Annotated in this window: 18 protein-coding genes; 9 read left to right on the top strand and 9 right to left on the bottom strand. The window is 33.7% G+C overall.

Annotated features, from left to right (window positions below):
- Nucleotides 1-113 precede the first annotated feature (113 nt).
- On the bottom strand, nt 114-1,979 hold the full coding sequence (locus tag BUB42_RS03430; protein WP_073017200.1) for a M61 family metallopeptidase: 1,866 nt from the start codon (nt 1,977-1,979) through the stop codon (nt 114-116).
- Nucleotides 1,980-2,048: 69 nt separating this feature from the next.
- A complete protein-coding gene (locus BUB42_RS03425) occupies nt 2,049-2,897 on the bottom strand; it encodes a DUF6929 family protein (RefSeq protein WP_073017198.1) in 849 nt (282 codons plus the stop codon).
- 141 nt (nt 2,898-3,038) lie between these two features.
- Between BUB42_RS03425 and BUB42_RS03420 the strand changes: the two genes are divergently transcribed.
- A complete protein-coding gene (locus BUB42_RS03420; RefSeq protein ID WP_073017196.1) occupies nt 3,039-3,917 on the top strand; it encodes a PPK2 family polyphosphate kinase in 879 nt (292 codons plus the stop codon).
- A gap of 50 nt (nt 3,918-3,967) precedes the next feature.
- Here BUB42_RS03420 and BUB42_RS03415 read toward each other — a convergent pair whose 3' ends face one another.
- The gene (locus BUB42_RS03415) at nt 3,968-4,477 is read right to left on the bottom strand and encodes a hypothetical protein (protein ID WP_073017194.1); all 510 of its coding nucleotides are present in this window, start codon (nt 4,475-4,477) and stop codon (nt 3,968-3,970) included.
- 218 nt (nt 4,478-4,695) lie between these two features.
- On the opposite strand from BUB42_RS03415, the gene BUB42_RS03410 reads away from it, so the two are divergent.
- The 4 genes from BUB42_RS03410 to BUB42_RS03395 all read left to right on the top strand — a co-directional run bounded on the left by BUB42_RS03410 (nt 4,696) and on the right by BUB42_RS03395 (nt 10,482).
- Entirely contained in the window at nt 4,696-6,090 is a 1,395-nt protein-coding gene (locus BUB42_RS03410) for an MATE family efflux transporter (protein WP_073017193.1), read from the top strand.
- Nucleotides 6,091-6,097: 7 nt separating this feature from the next.
- Nucleotides 6,098-6,328, top strand: coding sequence for a hypothetical protein (locus tag BUB42_RS03405; RefSeq protein WP_072990014.1), 231 nt, complete (start codon nt 6,098-6,100; stop codon nt 6,326-6,328).
- Nucleotides 6,329-6,598: 270 nt separating this feature from the next.
- A complete protein-coding gene (locus BUB42_RS03400; RefSeq protein ID WP_073017191.1) occupies nt 6,599-7,339 on the top strand; it encodes an outer membrane lipoprotein-sorting protein in 741 nt (246 codons plus the stop codon).
- Nucleotides 7,340-7,401: 62 nt separating this feature from the next.
- Nucleotides 7,402-10,482 carry a WD40/YVTN/BNR-like repeat-containing protein gene (locus BUB42_RS03395; RefSeq protein ID WP_073017189.1) on the top strand — a complete coding sequence of 1,027 codons (3,081 nt, stop codon included), beginning with the start codon at nt 7,402-7,404 and terminating at the stop codon, nt 10,480-10,482.
- A gap of 288 nt (nt 10,483-10,770) precedes the next feature.
- Here BUB42_RS03395 and meaB read toward each other — a convergent pair whose 3' ends face one another.
- Nucleotides 10,771-11,883 (bottom strand): methylmalonyl Co-A mutase-associated GTPase MeaB, encoded by a 1,113-nt coding sequence (gene meaB, locus BUB42_RS03390; protein WP_073017187.1) that lies wholly within the window; start codon nt 11,881-11,883, stop codon nt 10,771-10,773.
- A gap of 287 nt (nt 11,884-12,170) precedes the next feature.
- Between meaB and BUB42_RS03385 the strand changes: the two genes are divergently transcribed.
- From BUB42_RS03385 to BUB42_RS03370, 4 genes are all read left to right on the top strand, one after another.
- Nucleotides 12,171-12,617, top strand: a complete 447-nt coding sequence (locus tag BUB42_RS03385; protein WP_073017186.1) for a hypothetical protein — start codon at nt 12,171-12,173, stop codon at nt 12,615-12,617.
- A 190-nt stretch (nt 12,618-12,807) separates the two neighbouring features.
- Entirely contained in the window at nt 12,808-13,716 is a 909-nt protein-coding gene (locus tag BUB42_RS03380; RefSeq protein WP_073017371.1) for an AEC family transporter, read from the top strand.
- Between the two features lie 44 nt (nt 13,717-13,760).
- Nucleotides 13,761-14,972, top strand: a complete 1,212-nt coding sequence (locus BUB42_RS03375; protein WP_073017184.1) for an MFS transporter — start codon at nt 13,761-13,763, stop codon at nt 14,970-14,972.
- A 237-nt stretch (nt 14,973-15,209) separates the two neighbouring features.
- A complete protein-coding gene (locus tag BUB42_RS03370; protein ID WP_073017182.1) occupies nt 15,210-15,848 on the top strand; it encodes a peroxiredoxin in 639 nt (212 codons plus the stop codon).
- Between the two features lie 19 nt (nt 15,849-15,867).
- Here BUB42_RS03370 and BUB42_RS03365 read toward each other — a convergent pair whose 3' ends face one another.
- The 5 genes from BUB42_RS03365 to BUB42_RS03345 form a co-directional block, all read right to left on the bottom strand.
- Nucleotides 15,868-16,449 carry an NUDIX domain-containing protein gene (locus tag BUB42_RS03365; RefSeq protein WP_073017180.1) on the bottom strand — a complete coding sequence of 194 codons (582 nt, stop codon included), beginning with the start codon at nt 16,447-16,449 and terminating at the stop codon, nt 15,868-15,870.
- Between the two features lie 31 nt (nt 16,450-16,480).
- Nucleotides 16,481-17,512, bottom strand: a complete 1,032-nt coding sequence (locus BUB42_RS03360) for a cellulase family glycosylhydrolase (RefSeq protein ID WP_073017178.1) — start codon at nt 17,510-17,512, stop codon at nt 16,481-16,483.
- 98 nt (nt 17,513-17,610) lie between these two features.
- Nucleotides 17,611-18,882 (bottom strand): adenylosuccinate synthase, encoded by a 1,272-nt coding sequence (locus tag BUB42_RS03355; protein ID WP_073017177.1) that lies wholly within the window; start codon nt 18,880-18,882, stop codon nt 17,611-17,613.
- Nucleotides 18,883-18,923: 41 nt separating this feature from the next.
- Complete coding sequence (locus BUB42_RS03350; protein ID WP_073017175.1) at nt 18,924-19,391, bottom strand: Fur family transcriptional regulator; 468 nt, start codon at nt 19,389-19,391, stop codon at nt 18,924-18,926.
- 104 nt (nt 19,392-19,495) lie between these two features.
- Entirely contained in the window at nt 19,496-21,718 is a 2,223-nt protein-coding gene (locus tag BUB42_RS03345) for a RelA/SpoT family protein (protein WP_073017370.1), read from the bottom strand.
- Between the last annotated feature and the right edge of the window lie 37 nt (nt 21,719-21,755).

Here is a 21,755-nt window from a genome sequence, read left to right as displayed (position 1 = left end):
AAATTGTGCCGCAAAATAGAGAAAATTGTTGGAATTTTTACTGTTGCAAAATAAAATTAGCAAAAAAAAACCCAATCTATTTCTAAATTGGGTATTCTGAAAAATATATTGTTTTATCCTTTTAACCAGGCTTCTTTTTGTGCTTTTTTTGTTGTGTCAGTATAGCTAAGTCCTTCTTTATCCTCGTATGGAAGTTTTACTATTCCTTTTAATAACTTTTCGTTGCCATTACGTTTTATTTTTACCGTGATTGCATCTCCTTCTTTCCAGGTTTGACTTACCGTTATCATTTCGTAGATATTTTCCAATGAATATGGTTTATCATTTATTGCTACTAAAATATCTCCTCCTTTTAAGTCTAAATTTTTGTAAAAATCATTTAATTCCATATTGGGAATTACGATGATTTCTTTGGTTTGCTGATCCACGGTTATGTAGGGCATTTGTCCTTTCAAGAAAACATTTGTAGGTTCTTTTTTAGTTGTTTTAGTGATTCCTACTTTCGATAAATATAAATCATAAGGAATAGGAGTTTCACCAGCAACATGTTTTTCTAGAAATGCTCCTACCTCAGGATAAGTAAACGTTGTGATCTTAGCAAAAAGCTCATTGTCATTGAATGGTTTTGAAGCACCGTATTCATTTGATAATTTTTGCATTAGATCTAGAATTCCTCTTTCGCCATTACTTTTTTCTCTGATAATAATATCCAGACACATTCCTATAAGTGCTCCTTTTTCATAAACGTTCAAATATTGTTCTTTATACGGCTCAGTCAAAACATTTGTGCTCATCGTTGTAAATGGCATAGTATCATTCATCGCATTTGCACGTTCAATTTTTTCCGCCATTCTTTTATAAAAATCATCTTCAGTAATTAATCCTTGGTTGATTTGAAATAAATTTGCAAAATATTCAGTAACTCCTTCATACATCCATAGATGTTGCGACATCTTTGGAGCATTGTAATCAAAATCGTGAATCTCCTTTGAATGAACTGACAACGGTGTTACTATATGAAAAAATTCATGAGAAACCACATCAATCATTGATTTTAGCAACTCTTCCTTAGGAAGCATTTCTGGCATTACAACTGTAGTTGCGGTAGGATGCTCTAAAGCACCAAAACCTTTCGCATCAGTTGCTGTCATTGTTGATAAATACAATAGCACGGTGTATTTTTTTGTTGCATTGATTTTTCCTAGAAAAGTTTTCTGAGCCGTCATCATGCTCTTCATTTCAGGAGTAATACTTTCGGCAGTTACTTTACCAGTGGGTGAGTAAACACCAATCAATATTTCCATTCCATCGACCGTGAAAGTAGTATAGTCAGGTTTAGCATACATAATAGGATTCTCAACTAATTCAGCATAACGGGATGTTTTAAAAATATCATTTGTAGTGCTTGCATCGAGATCCGTCATAGAGGTTGCTCCCCAAAGTGTTTCTGGGTGGGAAATAGTTACGTTATAATGAAGATCTTTTTTGTCTTGAAAATAACCTACAAAACCGTGCATATTCAGCATGAAATTTTTATCAGCATCAATGTTAGTTCCTGCTGGAGAAAAAATATCATCGTTACCAAAACCACTTCCTTTTTCAGTATCAAATGTATCGTTAACTAAATAAGTCACTTTCGCCACATTTTTGGCGTCTTTGATAATCCAAGTATTTTCATCTGATTTGGTTGTTGGTAAAACAATTCCTTTGTTATCAAATGCTTTAAAATCATCAATATATTTTCCGTAATCATCTTCTGAATAAGTTCCAGGAACAATCTTTGGCATGCTATAAGTTACTTCCTCGGTACTAAATTTTGGAGCTGTTACGGTAACCATTACTTTATCGTCCTTAATTTCAATTAAGTTGATCGCAACATCAATAGTTTCGACTTTCGATTTTGAAGCAGTCGCAGTTCCCGATGGTTTACAACTACAAAGCGCGGAAACAACTATTAAGGTTAGAAATATTTTTTTCATTTGGTCTTGCTTTTTTATTTTATCTGTTAGTCTATTTTTTTGTAAATTGTTACATATATAGAACAGACATTACTTCTGTAACAACTCTATATCAATGCTTAACTTGTAAATGTATGTTTCTAAAACTTCTGTGTCTGTATCTTCACAAAGTAAAAATTCAATTTTTTCCGTAGATTGACTGTACAAAGTTAAGCCTTCAAACTTATGACTATCGCTTATTTTTTCTGTAAAACTGATTTGCATCGTTTTTAAGTCTATTCCGCCGATAATACTTCCTAAAACTTCGCCGTCATCATAAGTGGATGCTGTGTCTTCGGCTGTTGCCAAAAAATAAATAATGCTGTCAACTATAATGGCATCTGTAAAGCTCGTGCGAATTCCTTGTAATTCTGGTAAAATGTAATCAATAGAACGAATTGAAAGTTTATCTTGTAGATTTTCACCTTCGATTATAAAAAGTACATTCCTATTGGCGACTCCGTTACCGCGGTTAAATAAAAACCAAGTTTTTCCATTGTAGATCGCGCCCTCAAGATTAAAATCTTCAGCGTTTACTTTCGCTAAATCTTGCATTGCTGCATATAATTCACTCAAATTATTGATGCCGATTACTTTCTTGCTACTTGCATTTAAATGAACCATTGAATTTCTCATATTAGTAGAACCTGAACCAAAAATATAAAGGTCTTCGCTAAAATTGGTGATTGCTTCATAATCTGGTTTGTCTTTTTTGAGGATATTTTCAGTTGGATTTTCAATTAGTGGATGCCGTTTTAAATCTTTCGAATCGATTTGGTATTCATAAAGAAAGCCGCTGTTATCTCCAATAATCAAAAGCGAATTATTTTTGTAAATAAGTCCTGAAGCAGAACCAATACCATTAATTTTGAAAAGTGATTCGAGTTGTAATTTTTCCATTTATGTTTGTTTTGTAAAATGCTTGCGCTGATAATCCCAAAATTTAGAAACCTCTAACGCTTTTTACCATGGGTGCAGTACTGAGCAGGAATAAGTTATAAATTTCGTTATATTTGACTTTACAAATTTAAATTATTTCTTATGAAGTCTATAATCCCCGATGATTTTAAAGTAGCTAATAAAATTAAGTTGTCGCAATTAACAACAAATTTAGAGATCAATGAAAGTGATAATGTAAAAGAAGAAAAGTTAGAAAACGTAAGTGAAAAACTGAGCGAGTTACAAGACATAATGTATGCGCACAATCGATATGGTGTGTTAATTTGCCTTCAAGGAATGGACACTTCTGGTAAGGACAGTTTAATTCGGGAGGTTTTTAATGGATTTAATTCGCGTGGAGTAGTGGTGCATAGTTTTAAAACTCCGCAGCCTAATGAGTTGGAACATGATTATTTATGGCGGCATTATTTGGCCTTGCCAGAAAAAGGTAAGTTTGCAATTTTTAATAGAACGCATTATGAAAATGTTTTGGTTACTCGAGTTCATCCAGAATATATTTTAAAAGAAAATTTACCAGGAATAGAAAAAGTTGACGATATAACGCCAAAATTCTGGGAAAATCGAATGGAGCAAATTCGAAATTTTGAAAAACACATCAGTCAAAACGGCACCATTGTGATAAAGTTTTTTTTGAATATAAGTAAGGAAGAGCAAAGACAGCGGTTGTTTCGTCGCTTAGAAAAAGGAAAACACAATTGGAAATTTTCTGTTGGCGATTTAAAGGAAAGAGAGCACTGGGATCAATACATGAATTTTTATGAAGAGGCAATAAATCAAACATCAACTACCAATAATCCTTGGTATGTAATTCCAGCTGACGACAAGGAAATGGCTCGGTATATTGTGGGTAAAATAATTTGGGAGGAAATGAAAAAATATACAGACATTAAAGAGTCAGAATTGGATGACAAAGTGAAGTCCAATATTAATATCTACAAAGAAATATTAGAAAAGGAATAAATAAAAAATGCGCTGAAATTCAGCGCATTTTGTTGTCAATTTTTAAAAAATTACAGTTTAAAACCGTAAGCAATTCGTAATGCAATTTGTTCAGTATCGTAATCAGTGTAAGCCTCGTAACGCAAACTGATATCAATATCTTTTCCAGCATATCCAAATCCAGGAGCCCAAATATAAGTGTCTTGTTTAACATTATTAGTTACTGCAATACCACCACCAACTTCACCTAAAACATAAAATTGATCGTCCCACACAAACGCTTTGAAACCCGCTTTGATTGGAATAAATCCTAAATCTGGTCTATTGTTGCTAATGAACAAATTAGTAAACCCGGTGCTTAAAACTGCTGAATATCTTTTAGTAAGATCGTATTGTAATCTCACATCAGCTCCTAGTGCATAATTATAAACATTTTCGTCAGTCGGTACTCCACCGTTAATACCAAAGCCTAAACGAAATCCTTGATCGTAATTTGTAACTTCTTGAGCTTGTGTTTGACTAGCAAAAAATAATGCTACTGTAAGTGTAAATGCAATTTTAATTCTTCCTCCAATTTTCATAATTCGTGTTTAAGATATTTTATTTATTTAGTTTTGTGTTGCGTTTAACAACCATGCAAATGTAAAACTACATCTAACGACAATGTTATAGAATTTGACGACTTTGTTATAGAATTATTGGTAAGGATTTTTATTCAAAAAAATATTTAGCTTAAAAATTCAATCGTAACGACACAATTCAAATGTTAGAATTACCTTTGCACAAAAAATAATAAAAAGTGAATTTATCCCAGTATACAAAAGAGTTTTCTTATAATTTGCGATTAGCTTATCCTATAATTTTAGGAATGCTTGGACATACAATAGTTGGAATTGTAGATAATATTATGGTAGGAAAGCTTGGCCCTACAGAACTAGCTGCAGTTTCTCTCGGAAATAGTTTTATTTTTATTGCTATGTCGTTAGGAATTGGATTTTCGACAGCGATAACGCCATTAGCCGCTGAGGCTGACGGAAAGAATGACATTGATGAAGGACGCAGCGTATTTCATCATGGTTTGTTCTTATGTTCGGTTTTAGGAATTACATTATTTTTAATAATCTTCTTTTTTAAACCGCTTATCTCGTTTATGGGTCAACCTGATATTGTTGTCGAAATGGCAAAGCCTTATCTTGATATCGTTGCTTTTTCCCTAATTCCACTGATTATTTTTCAAGGTTACAAGCAATTTGCTGACGGGAAGTCGGAAACTAAATATTCAATGTGGGCAACTATTATAGGCAATATAGTAAACGTAGTTATCAATTATTTTTTGATTTATGGGATTTGGTTTTTTCCTAAAATGGGCATTGTTGGAGCTGCTATTGGTACTATTGTTTCTCGTATTGTGATGTTAATTTACATGCACTATGTTTTGGCTTTAAAGCCAAAATTCCATCCTTATTTTACAAATTTCAGTTTTAAAGAGATTAAAACTAAAATGCTTCGCAAAATTGTAGACTTAGGTTTTCCATCAGCGATGCAAATGTTTTTTGAAGTAGGATTATTCACTGCAGCAGTGTGGCTTTCGGGACTTTTAGGAACTACCAGTCAGGCAGCAAATCAAATTGCGCTAAGCTTGGCCTCGCTTACCTTTATGTTTGCCATGGGTTTAAGTGTGGCTGTAATGATTAGAGTAGGCAATCAAAAAGGACGTATGGATTTTGTAAAATTGCAAGTAGTGGCTCGATCGATATTTTTGTTGGCGATATTAGTTGAGATTGTTTTTGCACTAATTTTTATGGTTTTTTACCAATATTTACCTCGAATTTTCGTAGATGTCAATGATGTAAATCACCTTGTAGAAACTCAAGAAGTTATTTATATAGCGTCGCAACTTTTATTTGTAGCAGCATTTTTTCAAATTTCGGACGGAATTCAAGTCGTTGTTCTAGGAGCATTACGAGGTTTGCAAGATGTAAAAATACCCATGTATATTACTTTTGTAGCCTATTGGATTATTGGTTTTCCAATTTCTATTTACTTAGGTTTATATACTAACTTGAAAGCAATGGGAATTTGGATCGGACTTTTAGCAGGATTAACCGCAGCAGCAATATTTTTGTATATTCGCTTTGCAAGATTAACTAAAAAATTAATTTTAGACGCAGAACAAAAAAGCATTAATAAATAAGTATATTATGGAATTACCAAAATTTTTACTAGGCGACAACACTGATTTTCCTGAAGACATTTTTATAATACATCTTGATTATCCCAGATTTATCATTAATTTAAAAGATGATGAGGTGGAGTTCATAGAAGAAGCAGAAGATCTTGATGAAGGAGAATTAAATACTGAAATGGAAGGTTTGATAGTACTTGCAAATGATTTTTACGATAGGGAAATGGAGCGTTATGAGAAAGAGTAATGAACATAGTAGCAATAATGTTATTATTTTAAATTGCAAAAGTAATATGTAAACACGTTTACTATTACCATTTCATAAAGGAGTGAAAGCAAGGTTATAATTTTAAGAATTACAAAGTGGCTAACAAGGATAAAATTTCTTCCTTGTTAGCTATTTTTTTTTACAAGCCGAAACATTAAAATGTTTTTCAAAAAATACAATTATTTTATAAAGAAATTGTAACAAATTAGTAATTTTACTACTAACAATTTTAACTAAACACAAAAAATTATGAAAGCAACAAAATTATTCTTAGCGACATTCCTTTTTACCGTGGTTTCGACTGCGACATTTGCACAAAATGCAGATGAGATTATCAATAAGTATATTACTACTATTGGTGGTGCTGAGAAATTGAAATCTCTAAAGGGTGTTAAAATGGAAATGACAACAAATGGCGGTGGAATGGAAATTCCCGTTGAATTGGTACAATTAACAGGTGGAAAGATGTACGTAAAAATAAATCTGCAGGGAAAAGAAATTACCCAAATGGCCTCTGATGGAAAAACAATTTGGAACACCAGTTTTATGACAATGAAGGCTGAAAAAGCAGATGCAGAAACCACAGCAAATGCTTTATTGAGCAATAACGATTTTCCTGATGCAATGTTAGATTACAAGTCTAAGGGATATTTGGCAGAATTTGTAGGTAAAGAAACTAAAGAAGGGACAGAATGTTATAAGGTAAAATTCACTAAAAAACCTGTCACCGTTGATGGCGTTAAAACAGATGATATTTCATATTATTTTTTTGATACTGAAAATAACTTAGCAATCGCAACAGAGACAGAAGTAAAACAAGGTCCAGCTAAAGGACAGAAATCAGTTTCAACCATGAGCGATTATCAGGAAGTAGATGGTCTCTTTTTTCCTTTTGCAATGAACATGGGAGGACAAGAAATGAAAATTAAAAAAGTCACTTTGAATCCTGTTGTTGCTGATGCAGCTTTTGTAATGCCAGTAGAAAAATAGTATAAACTATATCAAATAATCCTTGACTTTTGTTAAGGGTTTTTTTTTAAAATAATCAAGATATGAAAAAGATAAATTTAGTTTTTGCTTTTATTTCATTACTATCGGCAACATCAATAATGGCGCAAGACAAGATAGTTCTTAAAGGCAAAGAATTGTTTGGTGATATGAAAGCGAGACATCTCGGTCCAGCACTTATGAGCGGAAGAATTACCGATTTAGAGATGCATCCTACCAATAATAAAATCATGTACACTGCCACAGCTGGCGGTGGAGTTTGGAAAAGTAGCGACGGTGGTGCATCATTTGCCTCAATTTTTGATGATCACATACAATCTATAGGCTGTGTGGCAATAGATGCCTCTAAACCAGATCAGAATATTTGGGTTGGAACCGGCGAGGTTTGGACTCGAAATAGTGTTTCCATGGGCGACGGAATATATAAAAGTACCGATGGAGGTCAAAACTGGAAAAATATGGGTCTGCCAAAATCAGATCGTATTTCGTCTATAATTGTTGATCCCAAAAACGGCGATATCGTTTGGGTTGGAGTCTTGGGCGCGTTGTGGGGCGACAGCGATGAAAGAGGCGTTTATAAAACCATCGACGGTGGAACTACGTGGCAAAAAGTATTTTATGTTGACGCGAAAACAGGTTGTTCTGACTTAATTATCGATCCTAAAAACGCGGACATTATGTATGCTAGTTTTTGGGAATTTAGAAGAACGGGTTGGTCTTTCAGTTCTGGGGGAACACAATCGGGACTTTATAAATCAATAGATGCAGGAAAAACTTGGAATAAAATCCAAAACGGTTTCCCAAAAGGGAAATTAGGCAGAATAGCAATAGCCGTTGCTCCCTCTAATACGAATATATTATACTCCGTATTAGAAACAGAAAATAGTAACCAAAATGGTCTCTATCGCTCTGATGATGCAGGAGCAAATTGGAAGCTTTTAAATAGTGATTTTGGTTTAGTCGTAAGACCTTTCTATTTTTCGAGAATTGTAATTGATCCAAAAAATCCGGAAATAGTAGTCAAAGCGGGATTAAGTGGATCCATAAGCCGTGATGGTGGGAAGACTTTCAAAAACTTGGGGTACATGCATGCCGATATTCATGATATTGCTTTTGATGTAAATGACAGTAACAGGATTTATTGTGCGACTGATGGAGGCGTGTATAGAAGCTGGGATACAGGAAGCACGATGGAAATGGTAAGTAATTTGCCAGTTTCCCAATTTTATCATGTTACCATAGACGATAAAGAGCCTTATAATGTTTACGGCGGTTTACAGGATAATGGTACTTGGTATGGTCCAAGTAAAAGTCCGGGAGGAATTGAAGCTAGAGATTGGACTCGGATAGGTCAAGGGGATGGTTTTAGAGTTGCAAAACATCCTACAAAAAACATTATTTATAGTGAAATGCAAGGTGCCGAAAATGTTTGGCGTTATAATTTAGACACACAAGAACTTATTACCGTTCAGCCTTTAGCAGTAAAAGGGGATCCCAAATTGCGTTTTAACTGGAATGCTCCAATGGAAATCAGCAATAAACAGGGTGATCGATTTTATATGGGAAGTCAATTTGTTCATAAATCAGAGGATATGGGTAGAACATGGCAGAAAATTTCTCCTGACTTGACTACGAATAATCCGTTAAAAATGAATCAAGAAAACTCTGGAGGTTTGTCTAAAGACAATTCTGGTGCCGAAAATCATTGTACCATTTTTACTATTGCGGAATCTCCGTTGAATGAAAAAGTAATTTGGGCTGGTACTGATGATGGTAATATCCAAGTAACTAAAGATGGTGGGAAATTATGGACAAATGTTGTCGCAAATATTGCAGGTTTACCAAAAAACACTTGGTGTTATCATATTGAAGCCAGCGTTTTTGGAGAGGGAACTGCCTATGCCGTTTTTGAAGGACATTCCAGCAATGATTACACGCCATACACTTACAAGACTAACGATTTTGGTAAAACGTGGAAATCAATAATCTCTGCTGACATTGATGGTTTTGTGCGAAACATTCAGGAAGATTTCAAAAATGAAAATTTGTTGTTTTTAGGAACTGAAAAGGGCTTATACACTACTGTAGATGGTGGAGTGAATTGGTCCCATTTTACAAATAACATGCCTTCAGTTGCCATACATTATATGGAATTGCACAAAAAAACGAATGATTTAGTTATGGCTACGCACGGTCGCGGAATCATTGTTCTTGACGATATAAGTCCACTGCGACAAATAACGCAAGAAGCATTAGCTCAAAATATTCATTTCTTTGACCTAAAACCAGCAGTAATCGAAGAGCAATCTAATTTTGGAGGTACTTCCACTGAATTAGAGTTTGTAGGTAACAACCCATCATCAAGTGCTCAAATTATTTATTATCTTAAGAAACGTCATACTTTAGGTAAAATGGATTTGGAAATCCATAATGAAAATGGAGAAAAAATTACCAGTTTATCGCCAGGTAAACAAAAAGGAATCAATGTCGTGAACTGGAATTACAATATGAAATTCCCTAAAATAGCTGCAGGAAAAACACTTTCATATTCTGGTTTTACAGCACCTAGAGTTCAAGAAGGAACGTATAAAGTGGTATTAACCAAAGGGAAAGAGGTGTTTACCCACAACATTAAGGTACTTAATGATCCAAAAAGTAGTATTGCTGCAGCCGACAGATTAAAACAAAAGGAAACAACTCGCCTATTATTTAATATGAATGAGGAGTTAGCTTACACTGTCTATGAAATAGATGAAACGGTTAAATTATTGGAACAACTGATGGAGAAAAATAAAAAGTTTTCTAAGGAAGGAACAAAAATAAAAACTGCCTTTGAAACGCTGAAAGCTAAAATGGTGGTAACTACTGGCGACAATTACGTAGGAGCGGCTGAGCCACAGTTGCGAGAAAAACTAGGGGAGCTTTACGCTACAGTTGCATCTAATTTTACGGCTCCGTCACCGTCTCAACTAGAAAATATGGAGGTGATAAAATCGCGTTTTGATAATGCAATCAATGAATTTAAAGCTTTAAAAACCAAACATCAACTTGCTTATAAAAAGCAAAATGAAGAAAGTAAAGTTCTATTTACTCTTAAAACTTTTGATGAGTTTTTGACTGAATAAATTTTATAATGAACACAATTTTAAAACGCTAGCTAGTCTAGCGTTTCTTTTTTGGTAAAAATAAATCGCTAATTTGATAATACCATTTATATTTTGAATTTACTGTTAAAAAGAATTGAAATTTGTCAGGTTGAGCACGTTACAATGATTGTAATCAATCACGAAACGTTATTTGTAAGTCGTTCGTAATCTCGACTGCGCTTGATTTGACAAAAACATGACAGTAATTTCAAAGACTTTTTGGTGTAAAATATCTTAAAATCAATTGTCTGAAAATCAGAAACGTTTTTAGTTTTCTTTTTTGTTCGAGTCAGCTGTGTGAAAATATTTATCTAGTAATAATTGAGCAGCTGCAAAAGGCGAAATTTCATCATTTTGCACGGCCTTCTTTGTCGATTCTAAAAGATTTTGAATTTCACTTTGGTTGTAGAAACTAGTTTTTAAATACTCGTTAATGGTTTCTAACATCCAGTACTGATTTTGTTCTTTTCTTTTGGTATAGAACGAGTTGTTTTCTTTTGTCAAGATGAGAAATTGTTCTATGGTTTCCCAAACGGTTGAAATTCCCTCATGTGTTATAGAACTGCAAGTTGAAGTTGTAGGTGTCCAGCCAGAATTTTTCGCTGGAAAAAGGTGTAACGCTCGATTGAATTCCATTTTTGCAAATTGTGCTTTCTTTATATTATCGCCATCCGCTTTGTTAATAACAATTGCGTCAGCCATTTCCATAATTCCGCGTTTAATTCCTTGTAGTTCGTCACCAGCACCTGATATTTTTAGCAATAAAAAGAAATCTACCATACTGTGAACAGCAGTTTCGCTTTGGCCTACGCCAACGGTTTCAATAATTATCGTATCAAAACCAGCGGCTTCACACAGCGTTATCGTTTCTCTGGTTTTTCGAGCAACACCTCCAAGCGTTTCGCCAGAAGCCGAAGGACGTATGTAAGCATTTTTATCTTTAACTAATTCCTCCATCCTAGTTTTATCACCTAGAATACTTCCGTGACTTATTGTGCTGCTAGGATCAACTGCCAAAACAGCTACTTTTTTACCTAAACTTGTCAAAATTTTTCCAAAAGCCTCTATAAACGTACTTTTGCCGACACCAGGAACTCCAGTAATTCCTATTCTCATTGATTTTCCTGCATACGGTAAACAAGCGTTGATAACCTCATTGGCTTTGGCCAAATGAATAGAATTAGTACTTTCGACTAAGGTTATTGCCCGACTCAAAGTTGTTATATTTCTCGCTAAAATGCCTACAACCAAATCGTTTATTGAAGGTTGTATTTTTCTAAAGTGCTGAATAGTGCCAACTGCAATTGCGCTAACAATTTCTATAGTTGGAACTCCTGGTTTTTCAGTTAGAGCGCTGCGAAGGGACTTTTTGTTTGACAAAACGAATTATTTTAAACGTAAAAATAAGTAAAATATCTTGTAAAAAATGGTTTTATTATACTGCAAGAATAAATAGCAGTAGCTAATGCAATAGTGTGATTACAAACGTAATTTAAGTATTATAGCTATTAATTTTATTTCCAAAATTTAAATTTAGTTATGGTTTTGTCTTTTTTAAACGAGCCGTAATTTATAACTTTCTATTTTGAACACGATTGGAATGATTCTCGTTTAAAATGCCTTATATTTATACAATTGTAAAAACCGAGAATTAAACTAAAAAACAAATGATAATCCCTAAAAATCTAATTCTTGATGCTTGCCTGAAAAAGCAAAAGGACTTGATCGATAATTTTAAAAGTCGGTTAGAGTCTATGGAGTCTGACGTTTTTGAATTTGATCACTCACCGAGCCAAACAGAAAGTCGCGCTGCCGGTAAAATAGAATTATTAAACGCGGTAGGAAAAGAACTAGACTTTGCAAAACATGAAATGGAATTATTAAAAACAATAAATTCCAATAAAGAAAGTTCTGTAGTTGAACTGGGCGCGCTGGTTGTTACTGATAAGCTTACTTTTTATGTCTCTGTTTCAATCGAGGAAATAAAAGTTCAAGATATGACGGTTTTCGGAATCTCGACTAAGGCTCCAATTTATGCATCTATGCGAGGACTGAAAAAAGGGTCAGTATTTAAGTTTAATGAAAGGGAATATCATATTGAATCCGTGTATTAATTAATCGCGGTAGTTGTAGTGTTTAAAGTTCTGTAATGATAAATCGTACTGTATTTCGCAATTAAAAAAATTACTATTTGTGTTTCATTGTAGGCATACAAGAGTGCTTCAAACTAGAACAATTTTTGCATCACACAACTACAATTTAAAAAATTTAAAAAATTTAAAATCTTTTCAGGTTCATAAGTATATGTATAATTTCATAATAATTTTCTTTTTCTTAATTTTAGGTCTCATTCTTCAAAACGTAAAGGGATTTCCAGTTTCTATTTATAAGTTCCTTAATAAAGTTGTAATTTATTTTTGCCTTCCAGCGATTGCCTTGTACTATATTCCTAAAATCGAAGTCAGTAAAGACCTATTATTTCCTATTGGTGCAGCTTGGATCACATTTGGTGGATCTTATTTGGTCTTTACTTTTTTGGGCAAGAAATTCGGTTGGTCTAGAAAGCTTATTGGTTGCTTAATTATAACGGCTGGTCTAGGCAACACTTCATTTTTAGGTTATCCCATAATTGAAGCTCTTTACGGAACTGATGGGTTAAAAACAGCCATTTTAGTAGATCAGCCAGGTTCATTTGTGATTCTTTCTACATTCGCAATTTTGATAGCCGCAGTTTATTCAAGAGGCAAACCAAATGGCATTCAAATCATAAAAAAAATTGCCTTTTTTCCTCCATTCATTGCTTTTATTATTGCTTGTGGAATGAATTTTTTAAATTATGATTTTGATGCTTATTTGCAGTTTTTCTTTCAAAAAGCGGGCAGCTTAATGACTCCACTGGCAATGTTTTCTGTGGGCTTGCAACTGCAATTTGACAGCAAAAGTCAGCACTGGAGATTTTTAGGGTTAGGACTTTTATACAAATTAGTATTGACTCCGGCATTTATCTATTTACTATACGTCGTAATTTTGCAGCAGGATTCAAAAGCTATTGAAGTTACAATAATGGAATCAGCTATGGCGCCTATGATTACGGCCAGTATATTAGCTTCCTCTCATGGTTTAAAACCAAAGTTGAGTAGTATGATGATAGGTTATGGGATTCCTATATCATTTATAACTCTAACCATCTGGTATTTTATATTGCAAATTTAAAAGTGATTTTTACACTTTAATTATTAATCAAGTTTTATAAAAAAATGAATTTTTTCGCTGCTAACACCCTTAAAGCTGACAATACAGTCCAAGCACAACAAACCGTTTATCCTATTCTATTCTCGATAGCATTTGCTCATTTAATAAATGATTTATTGCAAGCTGTGATTCCAGCAGCATATCCGATTTTAAAAGAAAATTACAATTTAACTTTTACCCAAATTGGATTAATAACATTGGCTTACCAATTAGCAGGATCGTTGTTACAGCCTTTAGTAGGATTGTATACAGATAAAAAGCCAAAACCTTTTTCTCAAATTTTTGGAATGATTTTTACCTCGTTAGGAATCGTATCATTAGCTTATGCTTCTAGCTTTTCTATGATTATCGTTTCGGTAATATTGGTTGGAATAGGCTCGTCAATTTTTCATCCGGAAGCTTCTAGAATCTCATTTTTAGCGTCTGGAGGAAAACGAGGTTTGGCTCAATCAATATTTCAATTAGGCGGAAACGTCGGTACAGCAATAGGACCTTTGTTAGTAGCATTAATTGTAGTTCCAAATTCGCAACAATATATTATTTGGTTTTTAGCCGCATCTGTCGTTGGATTATTTGTTTTGAGACAAATCGCTTTTTGGTATCAAAATCATCTTAGTTTAGGGCGCACTAAAAAAGCCATAATAGAATTGCCTAATTTGTCCCAAAGTAAAATTGTTATCTCTGTTATAATTTTATTGGTTTTGATTTTCTCAAAATTTGTTTACATGTCTAGCATGTCTAGCTATTTTACCTTTTACTTAATGGAAAAATTCAATTTATCTGTCCAAGATGCCCAATTTCATTTGGTTTTATTTTTAGCGTCCTGCGCCGTTGGAACACTAATTGGTGGGCCGCTAGGTGATAAGTTTGGTAGAAAATATGTGATCTGGTTTTCCGTTTTGGGAGCAGCACCTTTCACGTTATTGTTACCATTTGTCGATTTATTTTGGACTGGAGTATTATCTGTTGTAATCGGACTTATTATTTCTTCCGCTTTTCCTGCTATTTTAGTGTATGCACAGGAATTATTACCAAAAAAACTCGGAATGGTTTCAGGACTTTTTTATGGTTTTGCTTTTGGAATGGGTGGCTTAGGGTCAGCTTTATTAGGAAATCTTGCTGATCATACCAGCATAACGTACGTGTATTATCTTTGCGCTTACTTGCCGTTGATAGGAATTATTGCTTTCTTTTTACCTAATTTAAAAAAGAGATAAATTAGATTTTTTTTGGAGTATAATCCTGGTCTTCACTAGATCCATAAAGAAAATGCGTGAGATGCTCCCGAAATTTCGGGACGATCAGAGCTAGGTTATTTAAACTGTAAAGAATATTTTTTTTAATCAAATGCTCTCTTCCAACTAAATAATTAATAAACTTTTAAGTCTAGTTTTCAACTTTATAAGGTAAATTTCAATAACTTACATTTTTATTAATTACTTAAATTAATTATTATGGCAACAGTACGATTAGGCGATATCGCCCCTGATTTTGAAGCAGAAACTTCAATGGGAAAAATAAAATTTCACGAATGGATTGGCGACTCATGGTGTATATTATTTTCGCATCCTGCTGATTTCACGCCAGTTTGCACAACTGAATTAGGCACAGTAGCTAACTATTATCCTGAGTTTGAAAAACGAAATGTGAAGGTAATCGCATTAAGTGTTGATGGGGTAGAATCACACCTGAAGTGGATTAATGATATTAATGAAACGCAACACACTATAGTTAACTTTCCTATAATTGCTGATGAAGACAAGCGAATAGCGGAATTATATGATATGATGCATCCCAATGCAAGTGACAGTTTTACCGTTCGATCTGTATTTATTATAAGTCCTGACAAAAAGGTTAAATTAACATTGAATTATCCAGCTTCTACCGGAAGAAATTTTGATGAGTTGCTACGTGTAATTGATAGCCTACAATTAACAGCTAATTATAGCGTTGCAACACCCGCTAACTGGAAAGACGGCGATAAAGTAGTAATTTCGTCGTCTATAAAAGATGAAGACATTGCTGAGAAGTTTCCAAAAGGGTGCGAAGTAATTAAGCCATATTTAAGAATGACACCGCAACCAAATAAATAAATACACAAACTTTATAAAATTACAAATCCAAATTGATCTTGGCATACTGTAATAAAATTACTGTTTTTGCATCATTAATTTCTCCGTTGCCGATCTTGATATATGCTTCGTCAAATAACAATTCTATCACGTCAATATTCTCTTGTTCTGATTCTAAGCCACCACCTTCAGTGACTTTCATAGACTCATCATATTCTCCGATAAATAAATGTAAAATTTCAGTTACTGCTCCAGGAGACGTATACGTTTCCATTATTTTTTTCACCTTAGCAATTCTATATCCAGTTTCTTCTTCAGTTTCTCTTATTATGCATTGTTCAGGACTGTCTTGATCTAACAATCCTGCACAAACTTCGATCATCATACCTGATTTGTTGCCATTTAAATAGGTAGGCAATCTAAACTGCCGTGTTAAAAGAATTGTTTTCTGCTGTAAATTGTAAAGTAAAATAGCAGCGCCATTTCCTCTATCATACACTTCTCTTTTATGAGATATCCAAGACTCATCTTTTTTTTGATAATCAAAAGTCACCTTATTTAAAACATAATGGTTATCAGAAAGCAATTCGGTTTTTTGAATTTTAATTGATGGATTTTTCATTTAAAAATAATTAATTCAGATGTTTTTAAACTTAGGGATTACGTGACTTTACAGCTAGATTTTTATAGATAGTTCCCCAATTATTATTGTTGTTGTTATTTGGTAAACCTGATTTCGTTAGCAAAGCATTTTGATCATTCTCGTCGTTCTTCCAAACCCAACCGCAAACAGAAATACCACGATTGGATATAATATCTAGAAATGATTTCGGATTCATTAAAATCCCAGCATTCATAGGTGCTATTTCACCGATAAAGATTGGTAAATTTCGCTGTTTTAGCTGATCCAAGCGATTATTAATAGAAACATCAGTATCTAAAAGCCATTTTTCATAAGCGTGAATATCAAAAATTATATTTTCTTTATTTGTCAAAAATAATTTTCCTTTATTTATTAGTACACTTTCGTCCTGACCTTGCTCTGCACAAGGGACTAAAATTATATTAGAATTTCCTGTATTTCGGATTTGCGCAACCAATTCATTCATATCTTTCTCCCAAATTTCATCGGTGTATCCATCCGCTCTATCGTATCTGTAGGGTTCATTCCACACTTCAATCCATACATCTTGTTGGTTTTTAAAATGGTTTGCCCACTGCTGCAATTTTGTTTTATATGCATTCCACCAATAGGTTTGTGAGGGGCTTTTCCCAGTAAATTCTGTAACGGTAGTTCCGTCCCAGCCAAACCCACATAAAATTGTGATTCTATTATTTATTCTATTACCGTCGACAACACTTTGTAACGAATGCAAATAAGCACCATTTGAATCTTTTATTGGACTCCCGGTTAAAGGATTTTCCTTACTGTTGCCAATAAATTCCCTTGCAACATCGATGTTCCAGCTATTCATAGCAGTACTTCCAGGAGAAAACGTGTGAAAAGAATTTGAACCAATAAGTTGAATGGGTTTTGTTTCTTCAAGTATTTTTGATCCTGTAACACTATATTTTTGAGAGGAATTATTCAAAATAATGTCGTCATTGTCAGTCTTGCAAGAAAAGAAAATACTTAAACCGCATATAATTAAAAAATGGAATGGTAAGATTTTGCGTGTGACCATAAAAGTAAAGTTATTTAATTCTGACAATTTTAAAAACTAAATAAAAGATAGCTATTTTTAGAAAAAAAAACGCTCTGAATTTCAGAGCGTTTAAGATATTATTTTAGAATGGTTTGCTTTCTATCTGGTCCCACCGAAACAATTTTGATAGGAACTTCGACTTCTTTTTCAATGAATTCGATATATTCTTTTAATTCAATAGGTAATTCATCGTAAGTTGTCATACCCGTTAAATCTTGTTTCCATCCTTTAAATTCTTTATAAACAGGAGTTACATTTTCTGGTTCAATATTATATGGAAAATGAGAAATTTTCTCTCCTTTATAATTGTAGTCTGTGCAAACTTTTAAAGTTTCAAATCCTGAAAGTACATCGCCTTTCATCATCATTAACTGCGTGACACCATTGACTTGAACCGCGTATTTAAGCGCAACTAAATCTAACCATCCGCAACGTCTTTGTCTTCCTGTAACTGATCCAAATTCATTTCCTACACTAGCCATCGTTATTCCATCTTGATCAAAAAGTTCTGTTGGGAAAGGTCCGCTACCAACCCGTGTAACGTAAGCTTTGAAGATTCCATAAACTTCTTTAATTTTATTTGGAGCAATTCCCAAACCAGTACAAGCACCAGCTGCTGTAGTATTTGACGAGGTTACAAATGGATAAGTTCCAAAATCAACATCAAGCAAAGAACCTTGTGCACCTTCACACAATATTGATTTACCAGCTTTTTGAGCTTGGTGCAAATATTCTTCGCTATCAATAAAATCTAATTTTTTTAAGTCTTCGATCGCCTCAAAAAATTCCTTTTCTAATTCTGGTAGATTATATTGAATGTCCACATCATAAAATGCGATCATGGCTTCATGTTTATCAGCGAGAGCTCTATAACGATCAGCAAAATCTTCTAGTTCGATGTCACCAACGCGAATTCCGTTTCTACCCGTTTTGTCCATGTATGTTGGACCAATTCCTTTAAGTGTTGAACCTATTTTTGCTTTTCCTTTTGAAGCTTCTGATACAGCGTCTAATAAACGGTGCGTTGGTAAAATTAAATGAGCTTTTCTTGAAATAATTAATTTTGATTTTAAATCCAAATTAAATTTGGCTAGACCATCAACTTCACTTTTAAAAACTACAGGATCGATTACAACTCCATTACCAATAATGTTAATGTTGTTGCCGTGAAAAATTCCAGAAGGAATGGTTCTTAGTACATGTTTTATACCGTCAAATTCTAAGGTGTGTCCAGCATTAGGTCCGCCTTGAAAACGAGCAATAATATCGTATTTTGAAGTAAGAACGTCAACAATTTTACCTTTTCCTTCATCTCCCCATTGTAATCCTAGTAATAAATCTACGGTCATTCTATGTGTTATTTGTAGTTAATTTTATGTTTGTAAAGTTGTTATTCCAAATCGGTTTTAGGCTTCTTGATGCCGTATAAATACAAAGAGTGATTCGTGATTTCGATATCAAAAATTTCCTCAATAGTTTTTTTTATAGTTTGAATTCGAGGATCACAAAACTCAATTACTTCACCAGTGTCAGTCATGATAATATGATCATGCTGTTTGTCAAAGTATGATTTTTCATAATGTGCTTGATTTTGTCCAAACTGGTGTTTTCTTACTAGTGCGCAATCTAGCAACAATTCAATAGTGTTATAAAGCGTTGCTCTACTCACGCGGTAGTTTTTATTTTTCATCTTGATGTAAAGATTTTCCACATCAAAATGTTCTTCGCTATCGTAAATTTCCTGAAGGATTGCATAACGTTCTGGCGTTTTGCGATGTCCTTTTTTCTCAAGATACATTGTAAAAACATTTTTTACAATTTCTTGGTTTTTGCTGTTATCTATGGAAATAAGTGTCATATGCTGGCAAAGATAAAATTTTTAGTTTAAAGTTTAAAGCTTCCGGTTTGTTATGTTTGAAGTTTGTTCAATTTGTATTTCTAAAAGTAAACATCAGTCTTACTCTAGGTCTTATATTCTCTCGTCACTTTGTCTACCCCGTCAATTTTTTTGATATTGGTAATCATTTTTTTTAAAATAGTGTTGTTTTGTACAATGACAGTAATTTGGCCGTTAAAAATCCCAGCATCAGTGCTCAAAGCTATACTTTGAATATTGACATGCATATTATTTGAAATTACTTTAGTTAACTGATTTGTAAGTCCTAAAACGTCCATACCTGTAACATTAATAATCGCCTTAAATTCTTCTTGTGAAGAATCGATCCACTTAGCTAGCATAATCCTATAGGCGTAGTTTGATTGCATTCCTATAGCATTTGGGCAATCTTTTTTGTGCACTTTTATCCCTTCATTAATCGTTACAAACCCAAAAACGTCATCACCAGGAATAGGATTGCAGCAAGGCGACAATTTATAATCTAGTTTATCTTGGTCTTTGCCAAAAACAAGTACATCATAATTGCTGTTAACTATCGGTCGGTGTATGTCTTCATCGGCTGTATTGCTTGAAGAGCGCTTCATTTTATTCTTAAAGAAATTGATGAAAGTGTTGCTTTTTTGGGCAGCGAAATCCTTCAACTGCTGATTTTCAATAGCACCAATTCCAACTCGATAAAAAAGATCTAAACTTGTTTTTAATTTAAAAAAATTAACAAGTTCATTTATAACCTGCTCGCTCATTGTTATTTTTAAATGTTTTAATTTACGGGTCAATAATTCTTTCCCTTCTTCACCAATTTTTTTGGTGTTTTCATTTAAAACATTTTTAATCTTCGTTTTCGCTCTGGAAGTAGTTACATAATCGATCCAGTTAATGGTCGGTTTTTGATGCTGAGAAGTAATAACTTCAATTTGGTCACCACTTTTTAGTTCAAAATTTAATGGAACTAATTTACCGTTTACACGAGTGCCTCTAGTCCTGATTCCTATTTCCGAGTGAATACTGAATGCAAAATCCAGTGATGTAGCACCTTTTGGCAATGATTTAATTTCGCCCTTTGGTGTAAAAACAAAAATTTCTTTGGAATACAAATTCATTTTAAAATCTTCAACAAAATCAACCGCGTTCGTCTCTGAATTTTCTAATGCTTCTTTTAGTAAATTAAGCCAAACATCTAAACCGCTTTCTTCGGTAGCGCCATTTTTATATTTATAGTGAGCGGCATATCCTTTTTCAGCTATTTCATCCATTCGTTCACTCCGCACTTGTACCTCTACCCAGCGACCTTTTGGCCCCATCACCGTGATGTGAAGTGCTTCATAACCAGTTGATTTTGGCGACGAAATCCAGTCACGCAATCGGCTAGGACTCGGTCTATAATGATCAGTGACGATCGAATAAATTTTCCAAGCGATAAATTTTTCATCATGCTGATTTGCTTTATAGACAATTCGTAAAGCAAATTTATCATACACCTCCTCGAAACTTACGTTTTGAGCTAGCATTTTTCTCCGAATAGAATATATAGATTTTGGGCGACCTTTTATAATGTATTCAACGCCCTCGTCATTCAATGATTTTTTGAGTACTTCAGAAATAGATTTGATATAATCATCTTGCTCCTCTTTAGTTTCTTTAATTTTACTAATGATATCATTGTAAATAACTGGTTCAGTATATTTTAATCCTAAATCCTCTAACTTAGTCTTGATATTATACAAACCGAGTCTATGAGCCAATGGAGCGTAAATGTATAAAGTCTCTGATGCGATTTTAGTTTGTTTGTCTTCGCGCATGGAGTCCATAGTTTGCATGTTGTGCAAACGATCAGCCAGTTTAATCAAAATAACACGTACATCATCGTTCAACGTCAAAATCATTTTGCGAAAATTTTCCGCTTGCATTGACATATTCAAATCTTTTTGAACCATCGATATTTTAGTCAATCCTTCAACAAGTTGTGCCACTTTAGAATTAAACATGCGTTCAATATCATGAACAGTTAAGTCCGTGTCTTCTACAACGTCATGCAGTAAAGCTGCGGCAATCGATGTTGCTCCTAAACCTATTTCCGAAGCTACAATTTTTGCAACAGCAATAGGATGAAAGATGTAAGCTTCACCTGATTTTCTTCGTTGTTCTTTGTGCGCCTCAACTGAGACATCAAAAGCTTTACGGATAAGTTTTTTATCCTCAGCTGTCAAAGTTTGATAACTTATGCGCAGCAATTCCTTATATTCTTGAGCAATTGCTTTGTTTTCCTTTTCTAAATCGATTTCTATCATAACAGCACGGTTCATTTTTTAAAAATAGAGATTATTT

Source organism: Flavobacterium micromati (assembly GCF_900129585.1).
GTDB lineage: Bacteria > Bacteroidota > Bacteroidia > Flavobacteriales > Flavobacteriaceae > Flavobacterium > Flavobacterium micromati.
Note: the sequence above shows the minus strand (reverse complement) of the source record. Positions and strands in the feature narration are given on the sequence as shown.